Source organism: Halosolutus halophilus (assembly GCF_022869805.1).
Lineage (GTDB): Archaea > Halobacteriota > Halobacteria > Halobacteriales > Natrialbaceae > Halosolutus > Halosolutus halophilus.
Window position 1 is genome coordinate 4,128,771 of the sequence record NZ_CP094974.1, and the last position, 15,381, is coordinate 4,144,151.

14 protein-coding genes are annotated in these 15,381 nt (G+C 65.4%); 9 read left to right on the forward strand and 5 right to left on the reverse strand.

Annotated elements, in window-relative coordinates:
* Nucleotides 1-49: 49 nt before the first annotated feature.
* The 4 genes from MUG98_RS20395 to MUG98_RS20410 all read right to left on the reverse strand — a co-directional run bounded on the left by MUG98_RS20395 (nt 50) and on the right by MUG98_RS20410 (nt 3,413).
* The gene (locus MUG98_RS20395; RefSeq protein WP_265109252.1) at nt 50-1,024 is read right to left on the reverse strand and encodes an ArsA family ATPase; all 975 of its coding nucleotides are present in this window, start codon (nt 1,022-1,024) and stop codon (nt 50-52) included.
* A gap of 134 nt (nt 1,025-1,158) precedes the next feature.
* A complete protein-coding gene (locus MUG98_RS20400) occupies nt 1,159-2,136 on the reverse strand; it encodes an ABC transporter permease (protein WP_265109253.1) in 978 nt (325 codons plus the stop codon).
* Entirely contained in the window at nt 2,133-3,050 is a 918-nt protein-coding gene (locus MUG98_RS20405; RefSeq protein WP_265109254.1) for an ABC transporter ATP-binding protein, read from the reverse strand. Before MUG98_RS20405 ends, MUG98_RS20400 begins: the two co-directional genes overlap by 4 nt.
* A gap of 93 nt (nt 3,051-3,143) precedes the next feature.
* Nucleotides 3,144-3,413: a DUF7967 family protein gene (locus MUG98_RS20410; protein WP_265109255.1), complete on the reverse strand. Its 270-nt coding sequence runs from the start codon at nt 3,411-3,413 to the stop codon at nt 3,144-3,146.
* 103 nt (nt 3,414-3,516) lie between these two features.
* Between MUG98_RS20410 and MUG98_RS20415 the strand changes: the two genes are divergently transcribed.
* The 8 genes from MUG98_RS20415 to MUG98_RS20450 all read left to right on the forward strand — a co-directional run bounded on the left by MUG98_RS20415 (nt 3,517) and on the right by MUG98_RS20450 (nt 12,118).
* The gene (locus MUG98_RS20415) at nt 3,517-4,230 is read left to right on the forward strand and encodes a hypothetical protein (protein WP_265109256.1); all 714 of its coding nucleotides are present in this window, start codon (nt 3,517-3,519) and stop codon (nt 4,228-4,230) included.
* Nucleotides 4,231-4,267: 37 nt separating this feature from the next.
* Nucleotides 4,268-6,034 (forward strand): excinuclease ABC subunit C, encoded by a 1,767-nt coding sequence (locus MUG98_RS20420; protein WP_265109257.1) that lies wholly within the window; start codon nt 4,268-4,270, stop codon nt 6,032-6,034.
* A 76-nt stretch (nt 6,035-6,110) separates the two neighbouring features.
* Nucleotides 6,111-6,410: an SUI1 family translation initiation factor gene (locus tag MUG98_RS20425; protein ID WP_265109258.1), complete on the forward strand. Its 300-nt coding sequence runs from the start codon at nt 6,111-6,113 to the stop codon at nt 6,408-6,410.
* A 102-nt stretch (nt 6,411-6,512) separates the two neighbouring features.
* Nucleotides 6,513-6,989 carry a GNAT family N-acetyltransferase gene (locus tag MUG98_RS20430; RefSeq protein WP_265109259.1) on the forward strand — a complete coding sequence of 159 codons (477 nt, stop codon included), beginning with the start codon at nt 6,513-6,515 and terminating at the stop codon, nt 6,987-6,989.
* Between the two features lie 120 nt (nt 6,990-7,109).
* The gene (locus tag MUG98_RS20435) at nt 7,110-7,592 is read left to right on the forward strand and encodes a GNAT family N-acetyltransferase (RefSeq protein WP_265109260.1); all 483 of its coding nucleotides are present in this window, start codon (nt 7,110-7,112) and stop codon (nt 7,590-7,592) included.
* A 170-nt stretch (nt 7,593-7,762) separates the two neighbouring features.
* The gene (gene nrfD, locus MUG98_RS20440; RefSeq protein ID WP_265109261.1) at nt 7,763-9,079 is read left to right on the forward strand and encodes an NrfD/PsrC family molybdoenzyme membrane anchor subunit; all 1,317 of its coding nucleotides are present in this window, start codon (nt 7,763-7,765) and stop codon (nt 9,077-9,079) included.
* Between the two features lie 239 nt (nt 9,080-9,318).
* Entirely contained in the window at nt 9,319-10,542 is a 1,224-nt protein-coding gene (locus MUG98_RS20445) for a putative manganese transporter (protein WP_265109262.1), read from the forward strand.
* A 328-nt stretch (nt 10,543-10,870) separates the two neighbouring features.
* On the forward strand, nt 10,871-12,118 hold the full coding sequence (locus tag MUG98_RS20450) for a hypothetical protein (RefSeq protein WP_345779779.1): 1,248 nt from the start codon (nt 10,871-10,873) through the stop codon (nt 12,116-12,118).
* Between the two features lie 456 nt (nt 12,119-12,574).
* Here MUG98_RS20450 and uvrB read toward each other — a convergent pair whose 3' ends face one another.
* Complete coding sequence (gene uvrB / locus MUG98_RS20455) at nt 12,575-14,632, reverse strand: excinuclease ABC subunit UvrB (protein ID WP_265109264.1); 2,058 nt, start codon at nt 14,630-14,632, stop codon at nt 12,575-12,577.
* Between the two features lie 91 nt (nt 14,633-14,723).
* Between uvrB and MUG98_RS20460 the strand changes: the two genes are divergently transcribed.
* The gene (locus tag MUG98_RS20460; RefSeq protein ID WP_265109265.1) at nt 14,724-15,380 is read left to right on the forward strand and encodes a type 1 glutamine amidotransferase; all 657 of its coding nucleotides are present in this window, start codon (nt 14,724-14,726) and stop codon (nt 15,378-15,380) included.
* Nucleotide 15,381: the final 1 nt, after the last annotated feature.

Here is a 15,381-nt window from a genome sequence, read left to right on the forward strand (position 1 = left end):
AGGCCGGCGTGCGTGACGACGGCAGGCCGGCGTTCGGATTCCGGTTTTGCTACTCCGGCAGCCGATCGGCGATCGCCGAGAGGGTCTCGCGACCCTGCACCTCACCCTCGAGTTCGGGCACGGTCGTAACCTCGAGATCGGGGAAGGTCTCCCGGATCTCGTCGACGCGGCGTTCGTGACGCTCCTGCCGGGCCCGACAGCGCGAACACCCCTCCGCCGGGCCCTCGAAGACCCGGTTGACGACGAGGCGATCGATCGGAACGCCGGCCTCGCGGAGTCGTTCGACGAGTCGCTCCGATTCGGCGATCGCCATCCGTTCGGGATGGGTGACGACGCGAAACGCCGTGCGCTCGGGATCGACGAGGACGTCGCGCGCCCGCTCGAGGCGTTCCTGAAACCGGACGAGGTCGTCCTCGTCGCGATCGGTGCCGGTCATCATCGACATCGGGCCGAGCACTGCGCTGCGGGCCGCGGTCCCGATCCGGCGGACCTGCCCGCGAAGCGATCGGGTCGTCTCGAGGGCCAGCCCCATCACCTCGGGCGTGTCGAACAGCCGTAACGTGTGGCCCGTCGGCGCCGTGTCGAAGACGACGACGTCCCACTCGCCTTCGTCGACGTACTCCACGAGCAGGTCGAGCGCGGCGAGTTCGTCGCTCCCGGCGGGCGCGCCCGCGGCGAAGATCCGTTCGACCTCCTCCTCGTCGAGCCTGATGCCGGCGCTTCGCAGGTCGGCCGCGAGCGCCCGCGCCAGTTTTTCGTACCGCTCTTTGCGGGTATCGGGGTCGATCTCGACCGCCCAGAGTTCGCCCGGCCCAACCGACTCGTCGGACCCATCGCCTACGCCGTCGAGCGCCGTCGGCTCCGGCCCGATCGCGGTCTCGAGCGAGTCCGCCAGCGAGTGGGCCGGGTCGGTCGAGACGATCAGCATGTCCCGGCCGGCGTCGGCGAGTCGGAGTCCGGTCGCCGCCGCGCAGGTCGTCTTCCCGACGCCGCCTTTCCCGCCGTAGAAGATGCAGTCGGTCACAGACCCAGTACCACGGGCCCGTACCTAAACGTCTCGTCGGGAGAACCACGTGTCCGTCGCGATCGATCGAACGCGTCCGCGCCGGATCGGTCCGAGACCGCGGCCCGGGCAGTAAAAAATCCCGTCGTCGGTCCTCAGAGGTCGACCTTGTCGAACCGGTAGAGCGCGACGGCGATCGGGACGACGATCCAGGCCAGCAAGATGATGAAGGAGAACCAGTCCTGGAGGTAGAACGGAACGCCGTCGGCGAAGTAGGCGTCGGGATAGGCCGTCCCGAGTTCGCCCCCGCCGGTCGAACTGAGGACCGTGATCGCGTTCTGGAACGCGTTGCCGGGATCGATCGTGTCGACGAACAGCGCCCAGTCGGGCAGCCGGTCCCGCGTCACTTCCTGAACGGAGCCGTCCGCGGTCGGGAATTCAGTCGTGTAGCTCACGCCCTCGATCGTCCCGCGGTTCATCAGTAGCTGGAAAACGGTCTGGATCGCGTTCCAGACGACGTAGAACAGAATGAACACGCCGAACATCGCGGCCCCGGCGATCGTCGTCGATCGCGTCACCGACGAGAGCGAGACGGCGATGCTCGTGTAGGCGACGCCGTAGATGATCGCCATCACGAGCAGGCTCGCGTAGTCGACGATATCGAAGCTCCCGAGCAGGGCGGCGACGACGACGGCGGCGAGTGCGAACCCGATGACGAGCGAGAGCGAGAGCACGGCCGATCGACCGATCAGTTTCCCGAGGAGGACGTCCTTCCGGGAGTGGGGCAGCGAGAGCAGGATCTTGATGCTCCCGGTTTCGCGTTCGCCGGCGATGGCCTTCCAGCCGAGCACCAGCGCGATCAGCGGGATGACCAAACGGGTGATCTGGCTGACGAAGAGGACGAGCGCCTCGGTCGTCGCACCCTGCACCGCGATGTCTTCGTTGAAGTACGAGATGACGCCCGTCACGGTGACGAGCAGCGTAAAGAAGAAGATGCTCAGGCCCCAGAACATCCAGGAGCGGACCGAGTCCTGGAAGTCCTTCTTCGCGACCGCGCGGACGCTCTCGGGGTTGACCGAACTGGACGGAGCGGTCGTCCCCGCACCGGCGCTCGTTCCGGTCTCCGTGCTCATGCTTGCACCCCCGTGGTGTAGGACCTGAAGACGTCGTCGAGCGACGCCTCGGTCGTCGAGAAGTCCTGGACGTCGATCCCGTGATCCTCGAGCGTCGAGAGGACGGTCGTCTTCGAGCCGTCGACCTGGACGACGACCGTCGGCGGGGTTCCGTTCTCGACGGCGGCGTCGCCAACGTCGGGTAGCGAACGCACCGCTTGCAGGGCGTCGTCGTCGATCCGGTCGACGGTGACCCGCAGGGCCGTCCCGCCCTCGACGGAGTCGCGCAACCCTTCGACGGAGTCGACGGCGACCATCTCGCCCTCGCGGAGGATGCCGACGCGGTCACAGACCGCCTCGACCTGTTCCATGATGTGACTCGAGAAGAAGACCGTCGCGCCGCGGGCGTTCTCCTCGCGGACGATCTCGCGCATCTCGCGGGCCCCGTTGGGGTCGAGGCCGGTGGAGGGTTCGTCCAAGATCAGCAGTTCCGGCTCGCCGACGAGCGCCATCGCCAGCATGAGCCGCTGGGACATCCCTTTCGAGTAGCCGCCGGCCTTCTTGTCGATCGCGTCGGCCAGGTCGACCCGTTCGAGGAGGGCTTCGGGGTCGTCGTCGACGCCTTTCGACTCGATCGCGAACTCGAGGTGCTGGCGGGCGGTGAGCCGATCGTAGGTCTGGTAACCTTCGGGGAGGACGCCGGTCCGCGAGCGGATCTCGCGGCTGTGTGCCTGCGCATCGAGTCCGAGGACCTGGACCTGCCCGGCGGTCGGACGGACGAAATCCAGCAGGACGTTTATCGTCGTCGACTTTCCAGCCCCGTTGGGACCAAGGAAGCCGAATACCTCACCCTCCTCGACGTCGAACGAGAGGTCGTCGAGGGCGAGGGTCTGACCGTAGGATTTGGTCAGGTTGTCGACTGTGATTGCGGGCATAGCTGTCTGTGTTGACACACCGTTTGCCGATAAGGTTTGTCACTTGCAGGTAATGATATACCCTGGAATTACGGAGGAATTTGTGTTCAGCTTTCATATCGGATCGTCGGGGTCGTATCGCTCGGCGGTCCGTTCGACCTCCGCAGCGTACCGTTCGCGGGTCTCCTCGTCCGGAACGGGTTCGAGGTCGTCCTCGGGGATCTCGGTCGCCGCCGTGACCGTCGGGCCGGTCTGTAACGACGTCGAGGACCGTTGGCGTTGCTGGTATCGCGAGCCATCCGGCGTCGCGTAGACGATCGTCACGAAGTCGCGGTCGCCGAAGGTTCGTTCGACGAGCCAGCACCGTACCGTCGGGGCACTCATACGCGGGCCTTGCGGATCGAGGACCGAGAATGTACCGTGTCGGCTCCGCGATCCCCGAGAAAGCACCGCCATACTTTGAGGATATGCGAGAGACGTCGGCACGATGGAGTGGACGGACCACGTCGATCAGTTACTCCTCGACGGAGAGCGTGAGGTCGAGCGGATCGAACTCGAATCGGCGACCGTCGTCGTCACGTCCCACCGCGTCTTCGCGTTCACACCCGACGTCGACGGGGCGGACTTCCGGGCCGTCGATCGACCGAACGTCCGGAACGTGACGGTCGACGGCGACGAGAACCGCCGGGCCGCCGGCTGGACGCTCGCCTCCGGCGTGCTCGGTATCGGATTGCTCGTGACGGCCACGCTCGTCGACCCGACCGGCGTGGTCGACAATATCGACGCTGACGGCCCGGGGCCCGTCGCGGGCGTCATCGACGGCGCGCTCCGGGCCGTCGAGACGTTGCTCGCGGCGTTCGAACTCGCGCTCCTCGGCACCGGGTTCGTCCTGCTCGCCCTCAGCCTGCTCTTCGGCCTGCGATACGGCCACTCGCGATCGCGCCGGCTGGTGCTCCGGATCGCCGGCGACGACGACCTCGACCTGCCCGTCACGGACGCCGATCTCGAGGCCGGTGCGGTCCCCTCCCTCGAGGAGGCGATCGGGCCGGAGCCGGCCCCCGTATCAGCTGACGGCGCCCTCGAAGACCCACCGTCGGAGGGTGAGAGGACGCGCGACCTCGATCGCAGCGACTGGGCTACTTCCGATAACGGGACCGAGCGCAGCGGCGGGCCCAGCCGCGGTGACGGACCGGATCGGTGACGTCAGGCTGAAACCCGCTCACTGCATAGGACCGCCGATGAACGCTGACGGGGTTCGCGAGCGGGCGCGATCGGTACCGCGTGAGCCCGGCGTCTACCAGTTTCAGGAGGGGGATACGACGCTGTACGTCGGGAAGGCCGTCGACCTCCGGAGTCGGGTCGGCTCCTACGCCGACCCGCGAAGCGCACGCATCCGCCGGATGGTCGATCGGGCCGACGGGATCGAGATCGCGGTCACGGACACCGAGACGCAGGCGCTGTTGCTCGAGGCGAACCTCATCAAACGCCACCAGCCGCGGTACAACGTCCGGCTCAAGGACGACAAGTCGTACCCGATGGTGCAGTTGACGAACCACGAGGCTCCGCGGATCGAGATCACTCGCGATCCGGCGGAATCGGCGACCGTCTTCGGCCCGTACACGAACAAGGGGCAGGTCGAGACCGTCGTGAAGGCGCTGCGCGAAACGTACGGCGTCCGAGGGTGTTCCGACCACAAGTACGCGGGACGCGATCGGCCCTGTCTCGATTACGAGATGGGGCTGTGTACCGCGCCCTGCACCCGCGAGATCGACCTCGAGAGCTACGGCGAGGACGTCACCGCCGTCGAACGGTTCTTCGAGGGCGAGACGGGCATCCTCGCCGATCCGCTGCGCCGTGAGATGGAGGCCGCCGCCGAGGAGCGGAACTTCGAACGCGCGGCGAACCTGCGCGATCGACTCGAGACCGTCGAGGCGTTCCACGGCGAGGGCGGCGAGGCGGTCCAGTCGGTCGGCGACGAACGGGCCGTCGACGTACTCGGGGTCGCGATCGAGGGCGCGGACGCGACCGTCGCCCGCCTGCGCGCCGAGGACGGCAAACTGGTCGATCGGGATCGCCACACCATGGACGCGCCGGGAGCCGGCGAAGCCCCAGCAGGGAGTGCCGACGGGGCCGGCGAGGGCGTCCCCGCCGTGCTCGCGGCCTTCGTCGTCCAGTACTACGCCGAGCGCGACCTGCCGGACGCGCTGCTCCTCCCCGAGCGCCACGGCGACGAAGAGGTCGCGGCGTGGCTCGACGCCGAGGGCGTCGCCGTCCGGGTTCCGGGCGCGGGCCGCGAAGCGAAACTGGTCGAACTCGCGCTCAAGAACGCCCGCCGCAACGTCGGCGGCCGCGACGAGTGTGGCATGCTCGCGGACGCGATCGGGATCGACGCCGCCCGGCGGATCGAGGGGTTCGACGTGAGCCACGCCCAGGGCACGTCGGCGGTCGGGAGCAACGTCACGTTCGTCGAGGGCAGCGCCGAGAAAGCGGACTATCGCCGGAAGAAGCTGACCGATCAGAACGACGACTACGACAACATGCGCGCGCTCCTCGGGTGGCGCGCCAGCCGGGCCGTCGAGGGGCGCGACGATCGGCCGGATCCCGACCTGCTCGTGATCGACGGCGGCGCGGGACAACTCCAGGCCGCCCGCGACGCGCTGGCCGACGCGGGGTGGGACGTCCCGGCGATCGCGCTGGCGAAGGCCGAGGAGCGCGTGATCACCCCCGATCGGGAGTTCTCGTGGCCGTCGGACGCGCCGCACCTCCACCTCCTCCAGCGCGTGCGCGACGAGGCCCACCGCTTCGCGGTCCAGTACCACCAGACGGTCCGAGACGAGGTGAAAACGGTGTTAGACGACGTGCCTGGCGTCGGCCCCGAGACGCGCACGCAACTGCTCGGCCGGTTCGGCAGCGTCGAGAACGTCCGTGAGGCGTCGATCGAGGACCTCCGGAGCGTCCCCGGCGTCGGCGAGAAGACGGCCGAGACGATCAAGTCGAGGCTGTAGGTCGACAACTCGATCGGGGAAGGACCGTTGCGAGAGCAGGGACAGGGATATCCCCTGGACCGGACGATGGTATACCATGGCAAACGACGACGACGAACTCGACGACTTGCTCGACGAACTCGACACCCAGGGTGATCTCGAGACGTCCCAGCAGGTCCTGTCGATCCGGACCGAGAGCCGCCGGTACGACAAGCCGGTGACGATCGTCGAGGGGTTCGACCTCCCGACGGACGAGATACAGTCGATCGCGTCGGACCTGAAGTCCTCGATGGGAACCGGCGGCACGGTCGACGAGGGGCGGATCGAACTCCAGGGCGATCACCGGGACCGCGTCCCGGACCTGCTTCGCGAGCGAGGATTCGACGTCCGCGAGTGACGACGACCGACGGTATCGACCGGAGAGCGCCCCGGAACCAACTGGTCGTGAGAAGGTCGCCGGTGACGAATTACTTTGTACCCTCACTATCAATGAGTCGATATGAGCATCCGATCGGCGACTGCCGACGACTTCGAGGCGATCAAGGCGGTCGCACGCGAGACCTGGCACGACACCTACGAGGAACTCGACGCCGAGACGATCGAGTACACCGTCGTGAGCTGGTACACCGACGACTCGATGCCGCTCGAGGCACCTGGAACGGTCGTTCTCGTCGCTGAACGCGATGGTGACATCGTCGGCTTCACACACGCCGTCGCTCAGGGCGAGCAGGCGGACATCCTCCGGATGTACGTCCATCCCGACCACCAGGGCGAGGGCGTCGGGACCGACCTTCACGAGCGGTTGCTCGCGGAGATCGAGCGGTACGACGTCGATCGCGTCCGGTCGCTCGACTTCGCGTTCAACGACGTCAGCCGAGCGTTCTACGAGGGACTCGGCTTCGAGCAGACCGGCGAGGGCGAAGTCGAGATCGACGGCGAGTTCTACCCAGAAGCAGTCTACACGCTCGAACTCTAGGTGCCGATCGTGGGCTCGTTGGCCCGACTCGTCGCCGCGTGGCTCACCTACCGAAGCGCGTCTGACCCACATACCGGGTATGGTGGAATCACTTTGGTATTCGATACCGTAGGGACGGGTATGGAACTCCGACCAGCCACGATGGACGATCGCGAGGCGATCAGGGAGGTCGCGCGAGCCACCTGGCACGACACCTACGACGAACTCGACGTCGAGACGATCGACGAGACGATCGACGACTGGTACGGCGACGAGACCCTGAAACTGGCCCTGGAACAGGCCGGGACCGCGTTCCTCGTCGCGGAGAAAGACGGGGAGGTCGTCGGCTTCACCCACGGCGTCGTCCAGAACGACGAGGGCGACGTCCTCCGGATGGCCGTCCACCCGGACCACCAGGGAGAGGGTATCGGGACCGAGTTACACGAACGGCTCCGGGAGGACCTGCAGGATTTCAACATGGAACGGATGCGGGCGATCGACCTCGCGTCGAACGAGGTCGGACAGCGGTTCTACGAGCAACAGGGGTTCGAGCGGACCGGAGAGGGCGAGGTCGAGATGGGCGGCGAACAGCGCCGGGAAGTGGTCTACACCCTCGAATTGTAGCCGGAACCGGTGGCGCCGCGGCCGGACCGGGAGGCCGTAGTCGAGAGGGCCGAAAACCGTGATCGAAAGCGCGGAACGCCGATCGTCGACCCCGCTACAAGAAGGGGCTTGCAAATTCACCGGTCGGAAGCAAGTGATTCGCCACCATCTGTTAGTGAAGAACTCCCACCATGGCCACGAAATCGCCGAGTGAGGCGGACATTCTCCGTCCGATTAAGCACACATCGACGACGTATTACGCGCTAGTCGCCGTCGCTGGTCTGGCGTTCGTGCTCTTCCTGATCGGCTGGGGGTACCAGCTCGCAGAAGGGCTGGTGGTGACCGGCCTTTCGGACTGGGGTAGCGGTGGTGGCGTGACCTGGGGACTGTACATCGGCGCGTTCATCTGGTGGGTCGGCATCGCTCACGGCGGGATCATCCTCTCGGCGGCCGTTCGGCTCCTCGGAATGGACCGATACATGCCGGTCGCTCGATTGGCCGAACTGCTGACGATCGCCGGGCTCTCCGCCGCGGGCTTTTACATCATCATTCACCTGGGCCGACCCGATCGGATGGTCACCAGCGTCCTGGGACACTACCACATTACGGTGCACGCCTCGCCGCTGGTATGGGACGTGACCGTCATTACGGCCTACTTCGTGTTGACCGCGACGTATCTGGCGTTGACGGTCCGCTACGACGTCACGCGTCTTCGCGACGAGTTGCCGGATCGGCTGGATCCGATCTACAGGGGGCTGACGATCGGCTACACGGAGCGGGAGGACGAAATCGTCCAGCGGATGGTCTGGTGGCTCGCGCTGGCGATCATCATCATGGCCCCGCTCCTGCTCCACGGGGGCGTCATCCCGTGGCTGTTCGCGGTGCTCCCGACGTACCCGACGTGGTACGGCGGCGTGCAGGGACCGCAGTTCCTCACGATCGCGCTGACCTCGGCGATCAGCGGCGTGATCCTCCTCTCCTACGGCTTCCGCTGGGGTTACGACTGGGATCACATCATCACCGACGACATCTTCCGCGGATTACTGCTGTGGCTCGGATTCTTCTGCCTGCTGTTCCTCTGGCTCCAGCTTCAGCAGAACGTCACCGGCCTCTTCAAGGCCCCGGTCGACGTGACCCACGCCGCAGAGGCGCGGCTCGGAAACCCCATCTATCAGACCTCGATGTTGCTGGTCTTTACGGTGCTCGCGTACATCTTCGCGCAGACGATCCGGCCGAGCCTCTTCACCAAGAAGCGAGCCGTCGCATCGGGCATCATGGTGCTCACCGCGACGGTCATGGAGAAGGTCCTCTTCGTCGTCGAGGGCTTCCTGCATCCGACTTTCGACATCTACGAAGCGACGCCCGGCACGTACGTCCCGAGTCTCATCGAGATCATGTCGCTCGTCGGGACGATCGCCATGGTGGCGTTGATCTTCCTCCTCGTCGCGAAAGTCGTCCCCGTAGTGGAACTGCACGCGATCGAACACCTGCGGGACGACCACGAGTAGCGACGACCGTCACCTCGAGCGATCCACCGCTTGCTCCGTCCGGACGGTTTCGGGGTACACCAGACGAGACGGGAGCCGACAGCAGCGTCTCGCCGATACTTCTGGGGGTGATCGAACGATAACCGTCGGTCCGATCGAAGACTGCGTGTACCAGCAACTATTTATTCTCCCCTGCTAAATCCAGATTTAGATATGTCTAATCCTTTGCTCGGACGAGGGGACGCTCCGAGTGAGCGTCGATGAACGAACTGCTCGTCGTTCTCCTCGAATCGCTCCGGGATAGCTACGTCCAGGTGAGCGCGTTCGTCGCGGTGACGGTCCTGGCGTTCGGACTGGCCCAGTACCGGACCGACGGCGCGCTCCTCGCCGCGATCGAGGACAACGAGCGCCTGCAGGTGCTGTTCGGCGGCCTCCTCGGGTTGACCCCCGGCTGTGGCGGCGCGATCGTCGTCATGCCGCTGTACGTTCGCGGAACGGTCAGCTTCGGGACCGTCGTCGCGACGCTCGGCGCGACCGCTGGCGACTCGGCGTTCGTCATCCTCGCGCTCGCCCCGGAAGCCGCGATTTACGCCTACGCGATCGCCTTCGCGGCATCGGTCGCCACCGGCTACCTCGTCGATTCAGTTGGCCTCGGCGTCTCCCGCATCGACGCGGCCGTCGCACAGCTCTCGCCCGCGATGGCCGACGGCGGCACCGTTGTCAACAGTGGCGTCGGGTCCAATCCCGCCCACGACTACGGCTGTCCGGCACCCACCCACGCCCACGAATCGGGGCCGGACCGCCGCTCTCGGGTGCTCACTCCACTCTCCCACTTCGCCCACGTCGCGTGGTGGGTGGCCGCCGTCGCGGGGCTCGTCCTCGGGACGATCTACCTGCTCCGCGGCGGTCCCGAAGTCGCGCTCGCACCCGGGATCGGCTTCGACGGCCTGTTCACGGTCGTCGGGATCGCCGGCGCGGTGCTGTCGCTGTACCTCTACGCGATCGGTCGCCACTACGTCGGCGAGGGAGAGATCGCACGCGCTCGAGACTCCTTCGGGTCGGTCTACGACACGCTCACCCACGCGGCGATGGAGACCAGTTTCGTCACCGTCTGGGTGCTCGTGGCCTTCCTCATCTACGAGTACGCCGTCCTCCTCACGGGGCTAAACGTCGCCACCGTCGCCGCGGCCGCGGGCGTCCTCGCCCCGATCGGCGGCGCGGCCGTCGGCCTGATCCCCGGTTGCGGCCCGCAGATCCTGCTGGCGAGCGTCTACGCCGAAGGCGGCCTGCCCTTCTCGGCGCTGACTGCCAACGCGATCGCGCAGGACGGCGACGCGCTGTTCCCGCTGCTGGCCGTCGACGCCAGAGCGGCGATCGTCGCGACGATCTACAACTTCCTGCCCGCCGTCGTCGTCGGCGTCGCGCTCAACCTGCTCTGGGGACCCGTCTTCGGCATGCCGGAGTTCGGATTCGGCGTGCTCTGAGCGACGGCAGCTTCATCGCGTTCTGGACGTAGCATCAATGGTAGTGATACCGCTGTTGGGCTAGAAGTCGCAGATACGTACACGAGTACGAGCAAAATGTGATACAGACGATAGATATACTAAGATGTAATTCGGCTGTAGTATCATGTTTCTACGGGACGTTCGTCGACGATGGGGCCGCAGACCCCATTCACCCTGGGCGTTCATCGGGTTGCTATTCGCGCCAGGGATCGTCGTCCACGAACTGGCCCACGCGGGGGCATGTCGTCTCCTTGGTGTCGAACTCACTCAGATGAGACTCGTGGGGCTGCCTGTGATTCCGGCCGGTTTGACGAAACCGGCGCTGGGATGGGTGCGTCACGAACGGCCAAGTTCCGCGTGGAAGGCGTTCCTGATCGCGATCGCCCCACTGTTCGTCAACACGGTGGCGGCGCTGTCTGTCTTCACCGCAGTAACGAGGTCCCTCCTTCCCGTTGAAATCATCACCTATCCGAACAAGGTGTCCGGCCTCGTTCGACTCTACTGGGACATCCTCGCAGTCGAAACGGGACCGCAGACGCAACTACTGGGATTGCTTGGGCTCTGGGTTGGGATTTCGTTGGCCGTGACGGCGATGCCGAGCACCCGAGACGCGCTCAATACGATCGTTGTCTCACTCGAATCGGAAGAACTCGAACGACGCCTCGTTTACGGTCCGTCAGTCGTCCTCTTCCTCCTAGCCGGCAGCGCATTTGGCTTTGGACTCCTGTACGCAGTCGCGCTCACAGCCGTCGGACTGGGTGGGAGAGAAGCGCTCGTTGCCGTCCGCTACGATTTCGTCGGATATGTCTTCGTTTCGGTTATCGTCACGCTAACGGTTGAACGGCGCGGGTTCGTCGGAATTCTTCGGAGTCGGTTGACAAACCCTGGTCGCTCGTTCCTCGAGTTGACACCCGTCGTTCTCGGGCGAATACTGGCTCTCCAACGGCGGATCGAAGCCGACGAATCACTCACCGACGAGACTATCGCGTTCCTGGTGGACCACCTCGATCACAGTCATTGGGAGGTCCGCTATCAGTCGGCGTCCGCCCTCGCCACATTCGCCTGGGAAGACCACGGCCGTCTCAGATCGTGGACGGACCGTCTGGTCGAACGAGCGGTCGCCGAATCCGTCGATTCGGTTCGGGTCAAGTTGCTCTACAGTATCAGCGTTGGAGCTATTCCGGATACCGATCGCGAGCTACTTCGTGACGTTAGTATCGACGCGCTCACTGCCGAATCTACGGACCTTCGTCTCGTTGCATCGCAAGTCATCGGCCGACTCGCGAAAGCTGACCCGGAGTTAGTGTCCACGCACGTCGAGACAGTACTCGAGGCGCTTACCGACAGTGAGCTATCGGAAACCGCGCGTGGAAATCTTGCGGTAACGATCTCGAGAATCGCAGACGAAGTTCCGGGTGCAGTCCGGCCGTATCGCGACGACCTCGCGACCTATCGGACGGATTCAAACGAGAAAGTCGCGACATTTGTCGAGCGGGCGCTCGAGCGAACTGCTGACGAGGCCGGTGTATCACAATTGGCCTCGCGTGAGGGCTGAAGCAGTTGTAAACGGAGTTTGAGAGCGGTCGGCTCACGAAGGCGATCTACCTAACTGGTTTCGCCGTCCCTCGGCCAGGGGTTCGTGTACGTGGACCGCTCGGTAGCGTACCCTCGTCAAGTGTCAGCCGCGCGTTCTCCACGGCGCCGCCGGTCGCCTCACCGAACGTGAGACAGACGCTCCAGTGAGCATCCGATTCCTCGCCGAGGAAACAGCCGAAGCCGCCGTCGAGATGTCCATCGTTTGCGACGGTGGAGTCGATCCAGCCGTCGGCCTCCTCGGAGATGTCGGCCCGGGCGCTCCGGTCAGAGCCATCGGAACGACCTTCGGTACCGATTGTAGATGGCACAAACGATAGTACACTCGAGGTGATGCACGTCGAAACGGAATACTGAAGAAACCAACGAAACGCGTGCTACTCGAGCACCGCCACCCCGACGACCGCCCGATCCCGGCTCAGAACTCCTCGGCAGGCGGCGCGATCCCCTCGTCCTCGCCGCCCGCGAGGTCGAACTCCTCGCTGACCTCGCGGATGCGATCGCGGATGTCCGCCGCGAGTTCGAACTCGAGATTGCTCGCCGCTTCCTGCATCCGCTCCTCGAGTTCATCGACGTACCGCGCAGCTTCGTCCTCGTCAGCGAGCGAGCGGCCGGAGACCTCGCTGGTGTCGGTCTTGGACCCGGGAAGGTTGGTCTCGCCGACCTCCTTCTCGATCGTCGTGGGTTCGAGGCCACGCTCCTCGTTGTACGCCTGCTGGATCTCGCGGCGCCGCTGGGTCTCCTCGATCGCCGACTCCATCGCGTTCGAGGGCTCGTCGGCGTAGAGGATCACCTCGCCGTTGACGTTCCGCGCGGCCCGGCCCATCGTCTGGACGAGCGTGGTTTCGCTCCGCAAGAAGCCCTCCTGGTCGGCGTCGAGAATCGCGACGAGCGACACCTCCGGGATGTCCAGGCCCTCCCGCAGGAGATTGATGCCCACGAGGACGTCGATCTCGCCCAGGCGGAGCGAGCGGATGATCTCGTGGCGCTCCAGGGTGTCGGTCTCGTCGTGCATGTACTCGACGTCGACGCCCGACTCCTCCAGGTACTCGGTGAGGTCCTCGGCCATCCGCTTCGTCAGCGTCGTCACGAGGGTTCGCTCGTCGCGATCGATCCGCTCGTCGATGCGGTCCATGAGGTCGTCGACCTGCCCCGTAGCGGGCGAGACCTCGACCTTCGGGTCGACGAGGTGGGTGGGCCGGACGATCTGTTCGACGACCTGGTCGCTGTGGTCGTACTCGTAGTCGCCCGGCGTGGCGCTGACGTAGAGAGTCTGGTCGGTCTTCGCCTCGAACTCCTCGAAGGTGAGCGGCCGGTTGTCGTAGGCGGTCGGGAGCCGGAACCCGTTCTCGACCAGCGAGTCCTTGCGGGACTTGTCGCCGGCGTACTGCCCGCGTACCTGGGGCAGGGTCACGTGAGACTCGTCGACTACGGTGAGGAAGTCGTCCGGGAAGTAATCGAGCAGGGTGTAGGGAGCCTCGCCCGATTCGCGATCGGAGAGGTACAGCGAATAGTTCTCGATCCCCGAACAGTAGCCCGTCTCCTGCATCATCTCGAGGTCGAAGGTGGTCCGCTCCTCGATGCGCTGGGCGGCGATCATGTCGCCCTTGCGCTCGAAGTACGAGATGCGAGAGTCCAGATCGTCGCGGATCTCGTCCATCGCCTGTTGGAGTTTCGTCTCCGGGATCGAGTAGTGCTCTGCGGGGTGAATGAGCACGGCCTGTTGCTCGCCCTGCGTTTTCCCCTCGAGCGGATCGACCTTGACCATCCGGTCGATCTCGTCGCCCCAGAGTTCGACGCGGACCGCGTAGCGGCCGTACATCGGATAGATCTCGATCGTGTCGCCACGGACCCGGAAGGTGCCCTGCGTAAAGTCGACGTCGTTGCGCTCGTAGTTCAGGTCCACGAGTTGCGCGAGCAGGTCGTCGCGGCCGATCTCCTCTCCGACCTCGAGACGAAGCGACATGTCGACGTAGTTGCGCGGGTCACCGAGCCCGTAGATCGCCGAGACGCTCGCGACGACGATGACGTCCTCGCGGGTGAGCAACGAGCGCGTCGCGGAGTGGCGGAGCCGATCGATCTCGTCGTTGATCGAGGCGTCCTTGTCGATGTAGGTGTCGGTCTGCTCGACGTAGGCTTCGGGCTGGTAATAATCGTAGTAGGAGACGAAGTACTCGACGGCGTTTTCGGGAAAGAGGGTCCGGAACTCCTCGTACAGCTGTGCTGCCAGCGTCTTGTTGTGGGCGATCACCAGCGTCGGCTTCTGGATCTCTTCGATCAGCCACGAGACGGTGTTGGTCTTGCCCGATCCCGTCACGCCGAGCAGAGTCTGTTTGTCCATCCCCGATCGGAACCCGTCGGCCAACCCTTCGATCGCCTCGGGCTGGTCGCCCGCGGGGTCGAACGGGGCGTCGACCTCGAACGGTCGGTCGACGTCCGGACGGTCCGGCTGGAGGGGACCTCGCGTATCACTCACAGTGAGTTCGATAAGGAACTGGAGCCACTTGACCGGCACGCTTGTCGCGCTGCCCACAGCATTATCGATCCGGGACGCGTCGACTATCCCGATGACACCGCCGACGATCCTCGTCGTTCACAACGAGATCGACGACGACTACGACTACCACGCCCTCGCGCTCGCCGACCACTTTCCGGGCTGTCTCGAGTGTGACTTCCCCGCCGGCGAGCGGCCCGACCTCGAAGGGGTCGACGGCGTCGTCCTGACGGGAAGCACGGCGGGCGTCTACGAGGTGGAGGACGAGCCCTGGATCGCGGACCAGGGGGAGCTAGTACACGAACTCGTCGAGCGCCGGATCCCGACGCTGGGCGTCTGTTTCGGCCACCAGATCGCGAACGCTGCGCTCGGCGGTCGAGTCGAACGCGTCGGGACGACACACCGGCTGGTCGGGATCGAACTCGCGGACGACCCGCTGTTCGACGGCGTCGAACCGATCGTCCCGGCGGTACACGGTGACGTCGTACTGGAGCCCGGCGACGACATGGACGTCATCGCGACGACCGATTACTACCCCCATTTCGGGACGAAACACCGTGTGGCCCCGCTGTGGACGGTTCAGTTTCACCCGGAGTTTACGAGCGACTTTCACGAGGAGATCGAGGCCGATTTCGGGTGGACGGAGACGGCCCACTCCTACGAGAACGTGACCGCCCACCGCGTCTTCGACAACTTCGTCTCGCTCGTCGGGGCGGCGTCCGACGGCTGAT